Genomic DNA, 10,746 nt, shown 5'->3' with positions numbered 1-10,746 from the left:
TTAATAATATCGTGGAATCAGATCATCGTTTCATTGAAGAAAAGAGTCTATTCTACGTTAGGGAGGAAAGTAGAGATGGCATTCCTGGTAAAAGCAGAGGTTTTCGAACGATTTCCCCAAAGGCAAAAACTCGGAAAACGACTAATTTTGGCTGATGATATTATCCCTCCTGAGTAGGCAGGTACTAGAAAACAATGAAGTGGCCCCTTCGTAATAATGAACATGATTATCCAGGCCACCAGAAGTAATAGAAGTAAATCCTCTCATGACATGATTATGGCCATTGTTAACCGATGTTTCAGCATAATATCGATGCCTATGAGGAGGCCCCTGTCTACCCCACCAATTTACAAATTCAATATCATGGCTATGACATTGATCTTTTTTCATACTTATCCCTCCCTGTATAAATACCGAGATATATAGGTAGTATATTCAAGGGGAAAGCGGAAGGGGAAGGCGGAAGGGCACGGCGCAGGCAGCATCGATAAGCTCCTCAGGAGGGTTCTTCTTTACCGTAGTACAAGTCAAGTGGAAACGTAGAGTACAAACTTTACATAGAGGAAGTTATATACTTCTATTTAAAGTGGATAAAGGCTATGCATTGGGTCAAAAAAGGGCAGGTTCATCAACATGAAATCTGCCCTACATCAAAAAGAATTCACCCATAAACTGTTTGAATTCACTTCTTAACCTCAAATTCGAAAGAAATGATTGGCTATATTTTTCTAATAAATGTTTTTGCACCTAAACCCCTAAAGGCGGTTTTTTTCATTTATCCTTGAATAACAGCTATTTCCGCTACATCTAGACGAAAAGCACGATGAAGAGTCCGAACCGCTGCTTCCGTCATATCTGCGGGGATAATACATGACACCTTAATTTCCGAAGTGCTAACCATCTTAATAGGAATATTAACGGAAGCCAATGATTTAAACATACTCATAACTCCTTCCGAATTTGTGAGCATTCCTGTACCAACAACGGAAACTTTCGCTAGACCCACTTCCGCAATGACTTCTTCAAACGCAAGTCTCGTCTTATTTGCTTTAAGTACTTTCAATGTACGCTTCAAATCATCTTCAGACAAGGAGAAGGAAATATTCGTTAACGATGATTCGTATGAGCTTTGAATAATGTCATCCACATTAATATAAGACTTTGCCAGAACGGTCAATAAAGAAGAGAAGGCGTGTACCTGATTAGGCATATTTTTCACCGTAATTTTAGCTACATTATTATTATGAGCTACTCCGCAAACTGCCGAACCTTTTTCCATTTTCGTTTCCTCCCGAATAGTAGTTCCTTCTTCATCGGTAAAACTAGATCGTACCGTTAGTCTTACCTTATATTTTTTCGCACAATCTACGGCACGTGGATGTAAAACGCCTGCACCTAACCTAGCCAATTCCAGCATTTCATCAAAAGAGATCTCGGCTAATTTTCGTGCTGTAGGCACTACGCGCGGATCAGCGGAAAATACGCCAACAACATCCGTGTAGATTTCGCACAAATCAGCCTTCAGGCTGGCGGCCAGCGCTACCGCTGTCGTATCCGAACCTCCCCTTCCGAGCGTGGTAATTTCCCCATGTGCCGTAACTCCCTGGAACCCTGCCACGATTACGATTCGTCCCTTTTGAAGATGGTTCATAATTTTGGAGTTGTCAATCTGTTCAATTCTCGCTTTGGTGTGAATGGATTCTGTCACAATTCCCGCCTGCCATCCAGTTAAAGAAACAGCAGGATAACCTTTGCTTTGTAAAGCCATAGCAAGCAAGGCGATGGAAACCTGTTCCCCTGTCGTCAAGAGCATATCCATTTCCCTATCCGGTGGATCGTCAGACAATTGCTTCGCCAAGTCAACTAAAACATCGGTTGATTTCCCCATAGCCGATACGACAACGACGACATCATTCCCTTGTATCTTCGTCTCGATAATCTTCTCGGCTACCTTTAAAATTCTTTCGACACTGCCTACCGAAGTGCCTCCGAACTTTTGCACTATCAGTCCCACCTTCGTCTTCCTCTCATCTGTTATTTTCCCCTTCCACTATCCTGAAATAACTTTATTTCATCATCTGTTGGTGCTGCGTTAGCGGCATGAGTGTCTATATATGTTTTATAGAACTTCTGCTTAATTGATAAGGAAAGAAACGTTCCCTGTGTCACTGTAAATAACGTGACTTACACCCAAGTTGTAATAGAGCTTAGCCAGCCGCTTTTTGTTGGGCGTAACTAAGTAAATCGGCACTCGTGTTAACGAACGGATAATCCGGATTAAACTGCAGCAATCAAAAAAATGATCCTCAAAAATTATAATTTTGCCGATGGGATAATCAAATATAGGCAGTAAGCTTCCTACATTTATATCTTCTACTTTCAAAACAGACGTATAGCCCTGTCCTCGCAAATAATCCTCTTCTTCTTTGTCACGAACCAGCACAAAAAACGGCTGTCCCACATCCTGTAGTTTTTTCAAAAAGACTTCACCAGCCCAATTCGGTGTGCAAACAACAATATATTCATGCTGGTCCATGGTAGCCGTGTTCATTTTTATCTTCTCCTTATCAAAAATTTATCTATAGGCTTATCTATTGCAGTAGCGCTCGTCACGAAAGAAACTTTTGAGCAACCGGAAATGATTTTCATACTGGTGGCGTTGCTCTTCTTTTTGCCTGATAACCTCTTCTATGCTTTGTTCTATGATGAAAATATCCACTTTTTCAGCAATGCTTATAGTGAGATCCATTTTTATCGAAAGAACCTTACAAGCGACAATGCGTTCGATTTGCTTTGTCATCAGGTTCATGTAAAAATCACGCCTCATATCACTAAGCACTTTATCTATCTTTCTTCCTCCGACGGTTGCGGGTAGATTTTGCGCTTCAAGAGGAGATATTCCTCTGGACGAAATAATGATTTTTTTTCCTAAGAAATAGACCGAAACGATATCGGGGTGATAACCTGTGACAATAAAGGCACATTCTTGATAGGATTCAATAATATCGTCTTCTATAGTTCGTCTGATACTGCGTTCCATCTTTCCGCTCCTTTTCTTCTGTTTTTTCATACCGAATATAAAAAGCCTGCGGTCCCCCATACGATCCCCATGTCCTGAATTGTACATGCAATCCAGTGAAAACATCGGAACCTTATAAGAATCCGCAGGCTTACGTAATACCCGGCCCTTCCAAAGAAGCTCCTTGTATTCAGTCTACCTGATGAGCTATAGAACTGCCTTCGCTTTCAATTCCTTCTCCAAATCGCAATCAAGAATAAATAATTCTACCTGTTCCCCAAGCTTGGTACTGATATCGCTGTGGCTGGAGATAACTTGACAACCCGTAATGCCGGAGATAATCGCTTCCGTTTTCTCGCTATTTGATTCACGAAGAATCCGACGCATTTCTTTGACCAGCGGCTTTCCCCTGTCAATCTGCACCAGCGCTTTCTCTTCCTGGGTCAGCACTTCTTTTAAGCGGATAATGACCATGTCCTTAATAATGTATGTTTTTGTTTCTTTCGGCCCTCTGCCGAGAATCTCACGCAAAAACTTAATATAGGCTTCACTAATCGTTGCTTCCATCTTGCTTTTGTACGATTGCGCCATCTTCTATAAACTCCTTTAATCTTTATCTTTTACCTAAAAACGTACGCAAAAAAGCCGCCAGAAGAGGTCTCTTCGTGCGGCTCCACATGCACAGCAAAGAAGCTGTCATGGTATCACGACAACAGTCCTCCTCTCTACACGCTTACGAGGTTAGCTGACGGATTCGGGCGTGAGAGTCGCCCTACCCGGATTACCCAGGATTCACCCCATGCAGATAACGAAACATCGTTATCTGCGATTGGGTCCCCCGCTCCCTTATCAGGACTCAGCGATCAAGCTGGAATTTTTATTGATTTGGCGGTAAAGATGGATTCATCTTACGTTCGAGATTTATCACTTGTAAAGAATTATAAAAGCCTTTTAGACGTTATTTTTATGACTATCTCTTTCAAATTCTTTTTTTTTCGTTCCTTTTCGCTCTTTTTCCTTCCCGCTAACTTTCTCGCTTTTTTATTGTGCTAATAATAAAATACGAAGATATAAAGAGAAAAAAAGAGATTGAGTGTGAATAATTATGTTTTTATCGCTTACTTCTTCCCATTTCTTTAAAAATAGCGTGATTTTTTGTTTATTTTCGATTTTATTTTTTTATAGCGGCGCTCTTATAATAAATCCATACCACAACCGCATATCTGGCCTAGTCCCGGAGCATCCGGGAGCGGAGGACCCACTCTTTTGGGGTTAATTCTTACGATTGTAAGGAGGGATGAGAATATCTCTTTCGCCATCCTACCCGTCAGCTAACTTCGTCGGCTAAAGCGAAGGAGGTCTAAAGACCGCCTATTTGAGGAGGCTTTTTTTATTGCCATCATCCGGTAATAAAAGGGGATTCTTCAATAATTTTGCAGGTCTTTTTGTTTTGCTTACAAGTTCATACCACTGTTTCTAAGAAAAAGAACAGGTGGACAGAATGCAGGTCCGCACCCGGGGTGACGGGCAGGCATTCCGTAGACCGGTGGTACTTTTTCTCCAACAGTGAACCACAGCAGCCAGCGGGGTGTTTTTCGTTCCATATATTTATGGACACAGTCGGAAAAACTATTCCCAGGTTATAGTTGGCTTTCTTTCCATATGGGGTTCAACAGGAGAAGAGTATGCGCCGGTCTTTTTTATGCGCTCAATCTTGAAAAAGAAAGGAGATTTTACAGGCATGTTTAACGATGTGTTCATCATCGGTACATTCGTTTTGTCGTTTCTTCTCTTCATCGGATTTACCGAGTTTTGCGACCGGGCGTAAAGGGGGTGAGAATATGGCAGTTATCTTATTGATTGCTTTCGCCATGATTTTGTACTTATGTTTTGTTCTGATTAAACCGGAAAAATTCTAATGTCACGTCTTTCATATAGGAGGCTGGCCAATGAGTACAGGAATTCTGCAGGTAGCTGTGACACTGCTTATTATCATGCTGCTGGTAAAACCGGCAGGCAGCTATCTCGTCAAAGTGTTTGATTATGAGAGAACAGGGCTTGACCGGGTGTTCGGTCCTGTGGAACGGCTGTTCTACCGCATCATGGGTGTTCGGGAACACGAAACAATGGGCTGGAAACAATATGTCCTGGCCATGCTCTTATCCAACTTTGTCATGGTGATGCTGATGTATGCGGTACTGCGTTTACAGAAATACCTGCCGCTCAACCCGGATGGGATTGACAATATGCCGAGCGCGCTCGCCTTTAACACGGCCGCCTCGTTTATTACGAATACGAACTGGCAGGCGTACAGCGGGGAAAACAGCCTTTCGTATCTATCGCAAATGCTCGCCATTACGTTCCCGATGTTTACGTCTGCCGCAACCGGATTGGTGGTCGCCATTGCCTTCATCCGAGGGTTGGCCGCACAGCAGGACAATCTTGGCAATTTCTATGTAGACCTGGTTCGCTCATTGACCCGTGTGTTTCTTCCGCTGTCTTTGATCGTTGCCTTATTCCTTGTGTTCCAGGGGTCGCCGCAAACATTGGATGGCGCACAAACAGCAACGACATTAGAAGGCGCACAGCAAACGATTACTCGGGGTCCGGTGGCATCCCTTGAATCGATTAAACATATCGGAACAAACGGAGGCGGCTACTTCGGCGTGAACGCCGCGCACCCGTTTGAAAATCCGACGCCGCTTGCCAACCTGGTCCATATTTTATGTATGATGTTCGTGCCGACTGCACTCGTCTATGCATTCGGCGTCATGATTAAAAACAAACGCCAGGGCTGGACGGTATTCGCCACGATGTCCATTATGTTTCTCATGATGCTTTCCATCGTCTTTACCGCTGAATATAAAGGCACACCAGCCCTGCAGGCGCTGGGCATCTCCGGCAACATGGAAGGAAAAGAAGTACGTTTCGGCTATGCGGAATCAGCATTGTTCACTACGGTGACAACCGCCGCCACTACCGGTTCAGTCAACAATATGCACGATTCGCTTACACCGATTGGCGGTCTGGTTCCGCTGGCACAAATGATGCTGAACAACGTATTCGGCGGTGATGGCGTCGGCTTGCTAAACGGTCTGTTATACGTCATTCTTACCGTCTTCATCTGCGGGTTGATGGTCGGACGTACACCGGAGTTTCTCGGCAAAAAAATTGAGGGCAAAGAAATCAAGCTGGCATCCATTTCGCTTTTAACCCATCCGGTCATTATCCTGGTGCCGACAGCGATTGCGTTCCTGCGCCCCGAGTCGATGGCTTCGATTCTCAATCCGGGCTCACACGGCATTTCTGAAGTGCTGTACGCTTTTACATCCGGCGCGGCCAACAACGGTTCCGCTTTTGCCGGCCTGACAGCGAACACGAACTTCTATAACATGTCCATCGGACTTGTCATGCTGTTCGGCCGTTACATTTCCATTATCGCTATGCTTGCCATTGCCGGCTCCCTTGCAGTTAAGCCGAAAACAGCCGCATTCGTAGGAACCTTCCGCACTGACACGCCACTGTTCACGGTTATCCTGCTGGTGATTATCCTGGTCATTGGTGCACTGACCTTCTTCCCTGCACTGGCACTCGGCCCTATCGCTGAACACCTGGGGATGTAAGGTATACCGCTTGTTCGTTTTACTATAAAGAGGAGGATGTTGTATGGCTATCGAGCAGAAAAAGACGCTCAGCAAAGAGATTGTTACGCAAGCAGTTATTGATTCCTTTAAAAAATTAAATCCTGTTGTCATGATAAAAAACCCTGTCATGTTTATTGTTGAAATCGGAACATTGATTACGCTCATTCTTTCCATTGCACCGGATGCGCTCGGTCCAAGTACCGTAAGCCGCGGCTATAATATCGCTGTATTCCTTATCCTGTTGTTTACCGTCCTGTTCGCTAACTTTGCCGAAGCCCTCGCGGAAGGACGCGGCAAAGCGCAGGCTGATACACTGCGGAAAACAAAATCTGATACGATGGCTAAACTCGTGCAAAAAGACGGTTCTATTAAAGAGGTATCATCCACCCAGCTGCGTAAGGGTGATATTGTTCGCGTTGACACAGGTGAACTTATCCCATCTGACGGTGAGATTATCGAAGGTCTCGCTTCCGTTGACGAATCAGCCATTACAGGAGAATCCGCCCCAGTAATTAAAGAAGCAGGCGGTGACTTTTCTTCCGTTACCGGAGGGACGCGCGTGGTCTCCGATTATATCATTGTAAAAGTAACGACCGACCCGGGAGAATCGTTCCTTGACCGTATGATTTCTCTTGTCGAAGGGGCAGCACGTCAGAAAACACCGAATGAAATCGCCCTGACTACCCTGCTGGCTGTACTGACGCTCATTTTCTTATTCGTTATTGTAACGATTGTACCGCTGGCTAACTACCTGCACATCAAGCTGGATATCGCAACATTAATTGCGCTTCTGGTTTGCCTGATTCCAACGACGATTGGCGGGCTGCTTTCCGCAATTGGAATTGCTGGAATGAACCGTGTTACCCAGTTTAACGTGCTGGCGATGTCAGGAAAAGCTGTCGAAGCAGCCGGCGATATTGACACGATGATTCTTGATAAAACCGGAACCATTACCTTTGGTAACCGTATGGCAGCCGAGTTTATCCCTGTAGAGGGTGTATCACAAAAAGACATAACGCTGGCAGCTCTACAGTCCTCCGTTAAAGATGAAACCCCGGAAGGGCGCTCTGTTGTAGAGTTAGCAGATAAGCTTGGTGTTACGTGGCCTGAAAATGAATATGCAGCTGCTGAGATTATTGAGTTTACCGCAGAAAGCCGGATGTCCGGCTTAAACTTAAGCAACGGCACACAGATTCGCAAGGGTGCAGTGGATGCTATTAAAGCGTTTGCTACAGCAAACAACGGCTCTATTCCGAATGATTTAGAAGAAAAAGCAAACCGGATCGCCAAGGCGGGCGGAACACCGCTTGCCGTGTCCATTAACAATCGTATCTACGGTCTTATCTATTTAAAAGATACGGTAAAACCAGGCTTAAAGGAACGGTTTGCTGAACTGCGGGCGATGGGGATTAAAACCGTTATGTGTACGGGTGATAACCCGCTCACAGCTGCTACGATTGCCCAGGAAGCCGGGGTAGATGAATTCATTGCTGAAGCCAAGCCAGAAGATAAAATCGAGGCGATTAAGCGTGAACAGGCACAGGGCAAGCTGGTTGCCATGACCGGCGATGGCACGAATGATGCCCCTGCTCTCGCCCAGGCTGATGTTGGCCTTGCAATGAACTCAGGTACGATGGCTGCAAAAGAAGCGGCTAATATGATTGACCTGGATTCCGATCCGACAAAGCTTCTTTCCGTTATCGCGATCGGAAAACAGCTGTTGATTACACGCGGTTCGCTCACAACATTCTCAGTTGCAAACGATATCGCTAAATATTTCGCAATTATTCCAGCGTTGTTCATTGTGGCCCTGCCGCAGCTACAGGCACTCAACATTATGCGTCTCGCCTCGCCCCAGTCCGCAATCCTGTCCGCGCTCATCTTCAATGCCATTATTATTCCGCTGCTAATCCCGGTGGCGATGAAAGGGGCAAAGTATAAAGCAATGGATGCTAACCGGCTGCTACGCCGAAATTTATTGGTTTATGGTCTCGGCGGTGTGGTTGTACCTTTTATCGGTATTAAAGTCATTGATATGATTATCGCTGGGCTCATGTAATTTAAGCAAAGACAAGGAGAAATTATGATGAAATCGTTATTTATCGCTATACGAGCTTCCATTCTCTTAATGCTTGTCTGCGGCCTCCTGTATCCCTTACTTACAACTGGAATTGCACAGGTGCTCTTTCCCTTCCAAGCACAGGGTAGTTTAGTCGAAGATAATGGGAAAGTTGAAGGTTCTGTATTATTAGCGCAGGATTTTACGTCACCTAAGCTATTTCATCCACGCGCTTCTGCCGCTAAATACGATCCGACCGCCTCTGCTGCGACCAATGCAGCCGTAGCTTCTCCGGATTACGTAAAAGGCATTAAGGAAACGGTAGATGCTGTAAAAAAAGAAAATCCAGCTCTGCAGGATAACATCCCTGCTGATCTTGTAACAACGTCTGGGTCGGGTTTTGACCCTCACCTATCACCAGAAGCTGCAAAAGCACAGGTACCGCGCATCGCCAAAGCAACCGGGTTAAGTGAACATGTACTGCTTTCCTTAATCGACAAGCATACGAAAGGCCGACAGCTTGGTATATTTGGAGAACCACGCGTCAATGTATTAGAGTTAAATCGGGATTTACTTGCACAAAGCAAATAACGTACAACAAAGCCGCCTCTGCTAATCTAGAAGCGGCTTTGGGAGGTTTTTATACAATGAAGACATCGAATGAAGAAAGAAGGAAAACACCAGAGGAACTTCTGAAACTGATTGAAAAAGAGTCCAGGGGCTATTTAAAAATCTTTATCGGGGCAGCTCCTGGTGTTGGCAAAACCTATATGATGCTGCGCGAAGGAAACGAGTTACTAAAAAAAGGCGTCGATATTATTATCGGTGTTATTGAAACGCATGGCCGGGCTGCAACTGCAGCACAAATCGAGAATCTCCCTATCTTCCCACTGAAGAAAGTGGATTATAAAGGCAAGCAGTTAGAAGAGTTCGATTTAGAAGGGATTTTAGAACGAAAACCACAATATGTCATTGTCGATGAGCTTGCGCATACAAATGTACCAGGTTCAAAAAATCAAAAACGCTATGAAGACGTCATGGAATTAGTGAAAGCCGGCATAAACGTGATGACTGCAGTTAATATTCAGCATTTGGAAAGTTTAAATAATACGGTAGAGCAGTTAACGGGTATCAAGGTACGGGAACGTATACCGGACTGGATTTTGAACGAGGCAAATGAAATACAATTAATTGATACTCCACCGGAAACATTACACGAACGCTTAAAAGCGGGTCTCATTTATAAGCCGGAGAAAGTAGAACAATCGCTGAAAAACTTCTTTCGCATTGGCAACTTGAACGCACTCCGAGAAATCGCGTTACGAGAAGTAGCAGATGACGTCGACGAACGTCTGGAATCATATAAGCTTGAAAAAGGTATTCATGGAATGAAGGGTGCCAACGAAAAAATCCTTGTCTGTGTTAACTATAGGCCAAATGCGGAACGTCTCATCCGACGAGGATGGCGCATTGCTAATCGTCTGAAATGCCAGTTATACATTTTAAATATTCCACTTATCCCGGTTCATAAAATGGATAAGGAAACAAGAAAGCAGCATCGATTGCTTGAAAAGCTGGCAAAAGACCTTGATGCAGAGTTTCATATTCGCGCCCTTGGTGGTCGAAAACCCGAACAGCTGATTATTGAATTTGTAGAGGAAAAGGGTATTACTCAGGTTGTTCTTGGTCAGTCAGCACGCTCTCGCTGGGAAGAAATTTTAAAAGGCTCCATCGTTAACAAAATAATGAAAGGTACAAAATATGTCGATATTTTAATTGTAGCCGATGGGGTCGATAATCGGGAGTAAAATTTATAAGATACAGGACAATTTGCGAATGAACCTCTCCCACCTATGCTCACGCTTAGAGGTGGGAGTTTCTTACCAACTCTATCGATGAGGCTTCTACGCATCAGAGGATTGGCCTCTCACGCTCGATACCCGATCGGAAGTCCTCTCGATACGTAAGTAAGCAACATCTATACGTTTTCCGTATAGCTGGGTCGGAACAGACCATCTACTACT

The 10,746-nt window shown here is 44.5% G+C and carries 10 protein-coding genes and 2 riboswitches; of the genes, 5 read left to right on the top strand and 5 right to left on the bottom strand.

Features of this window, described 5'->3' with window-relative positions; all coding sequences use genetic code 11:
* Positions 1-141: 141 nt before the first annotated feature.
* The 5 genes from ADA01nite_RS20450 to ADA01nite_RS20430 form a co-directional block, all read right to left on the bottom strand.
* Positions 142-390 carry a hypothetical protein gene (locus ADA01nite_RS20450; RefSeq protein ID WP_146812286.1) on the bottom strand — a complete coding sequence of 83 codons (249 nt, stop codon included), beginning with the start codon at positions 388-390 and terminating at the stop codon, positions 142-144.
* Between the two features lie 385 nt (positions 391-775).
* Positions 776-2,014, bottom strand: coding sequence for an aspartate kinase (locus ADA01nite_RS20445; RefSeq protein WP_146812285.1), 1,239 nt, complete (start codon positions 2,012-2,014; stop codon positions 776-778).
* 120 nt (positions 2,015-2,134) lie between these two features.
* Positions 2,135-2,551 (bottom strand): hypothetical protein, encoded by a 417-nt coding sequence (locus ADA01nite_RS20440; RefSeq protein ID WP_146812284.1) that lies wholly within the window; start codon positions 2,549-2,551, stop codon positions 2,135-2,137.
* Between the two features lie 36 nt (positions 2,552-2,587).
* On the bottom strand, positions 2,588-3,040 hold the full coding sequence (locus ADA01nite_RS20435) for a Na-translocating system protein MpsC family protein (RefSeq protein WP_170230403.1): 453 nt from the start codon (positions 3,038-3,040) through the stop codon (positions 2,588-2,590).
* Positions 3,041-3,226: 186 nt separating this feature from the next.
* Positions 3,227-3,610, bottom strand: a complete 384-nt coding sequence (locus ADA01nite_RS20430; protein ID WP_146812282.1) for a Na-translocating system protein MpsC family protein — start codon at positions 3,608-3,610, stop codon at positions 3,227-3,229.
* Positions 3,611-3,735: 125 nt separating this feature from the next.
* Positions 3,736-3,891: riboswitch (cyclic di-AMP (ydaO/yuaA leader) on the bottom strand.
* Positions 3,892-4,234: 343 nt separating this feature from the next.
* Positions 4,235-4,380: riboswitch (cyclic di-AMP (ydaO/yuaA leader) on the top strand.
* A 227-nt stretch (positions 4,381-4,607) separates the two neighbouring features.
* Here ADA01nite_RS20430 and ADA01nite_RS22465 point away from each other — a divergent pair.
* From ADA01nite_RS22465 to ADA01nite_RS20405, 5 genes are all read left to right on the top strand, one after another.
* A complete protein-coding gene (locus tag ADA01nite_RS22465; RefSeq protein ID WP_218029596.1) occupies positions 4,608-4,847 on the top strand; it encodes a hypothetical protein in 240 nt (79 codons plus the stop codon).
* A gap of 121 nt (positions 4,848-4,968) precedes the next feature.
* On the top strand, positions 4,969-6,642 hold the full coding sequence (gene kdpA / locus ADA01nite_RS20420; protein WP_146812280.1) for a potassium-transporting ATPase subunit KdpA: 1,674 nt from the start codon (positions 4,969-4,971) through the stop codon (positions 6,640-6,642).
* 43 nt (positions 6,643-6,685) lie between these two features.
* On the top strand, positions 6,686-8,722 hold the full coding sequence (gene kdpB / locus ADA01nite_RS20415) for a potassium-transporting ATPase subunit KdpB (RefSeq protein ID WP_146812279.1): 2,037 nt from the start codon (positions 6,686-6,688) through the stop codon (positions 8,720-8,722).
* A gap of 24 nt (positions 8,723-8,746) precedes the next feature.
* Positions 8,747-9,313, top strand: coding sequence for a potassium-transporting ATPase subunit KdpC (gene kdpC, locus ADA01nite_RS20410; RefSeq protein WP_146812278.1), 567 nt, complete (start codon positions 8,747-8,749; stop codon positions 9,311-9,313).
* Positions 9,314-9,369: 56 nt separating this feature from the next.
* Positions 9,370-10,530 carry a universal stress protein gene (locus ADA01nite_RS20405; protein ID WP_146812277.1) on the top strand — a complete coding sequence of 387 codons (1,161 nt, stop codon included), beginning with the start codon at positions 9,370-9,372 and terminating at the stop codon, positions 10,528-10,530.
* Positions 10,531-10,746: the final 216 nt, after the last annotated feature.

Source organism: Aneurinibacillus danicus (genome assembly GCF_007991215.1).
Classification (GTDB): Bacteria; Bacillota; Bacilli; order Aneurinibacillales; family Aneurinibacillaceae; genus Aneurinibacillus; species Aneurinibacillus danicus.
The sequence above is the reverse complement of the archived record's forward strand: the minus strand, read 5'-3'. Positions and strand labels throughout refer to the sequence as shown.

What these genes read in the sequence shown, in the direction of transcription:
- kdpA (WP_146812280.1), top strand. Translation starts at nt 4,969, where the DNA reads ATGAGTACAGGAATTCTGCAGGTAGCTGTGACACTGCTTATTATCATG.
- ADA01nite_RS20405 (WP_146812277.1), top strand. Translation starts at nt 9,370, where the DNA reads ATGAAGACATCGAATGAAGAAAGAAGGAAAACACCAGAGGAACTTCTG.
- ADA01nite_RS20450 (WP_146812286.1), bottom strand. Translation starts at nt 390, where the DNA reads ATGAAAAAAGATCAATGTCATAGCCATGATATTGAATTTGTAAATTGG.
- ADA01nite_RS20440 (WP_146812284.1), bottom strand. Translation starts at nt 2,551, where the DNA reads ATGAACACGGCTACCATGGACCAGCATGAATATATTGTTGTTTGCACA.
- kdpC (WP_146812278.1), top strand. Translation starts at nt 8,747, where the DNA reads ATGATGAAATCGTTATTTATCGCTATACGAGCTTCCATTCTCTTAATG.
- ADA01nite_RS20430 (WP_146812282.1), bottom strand. Translation starts at nt 3,610, where the DNA reads ATGGCGCAATCGTACAAAAGCAAGATGGAAGCAACGATTAGTGAAGCC.
- ADA01nite_RS20435 (WP_170230403.1), bottom strand. Translation starts at nt 3,040, where the DNA reads ATGGAACGCAGTATCAGACGAACTATAGAAGACGATATTATTGAATCC.
- kdpB (WP_146812279.1), top strand. Translation starts at nt 6,686, where the DNA reads ATGGCTATCGAGCAGAAAAAGACGCTCAGCAAAGAGATTGTTACGCAA.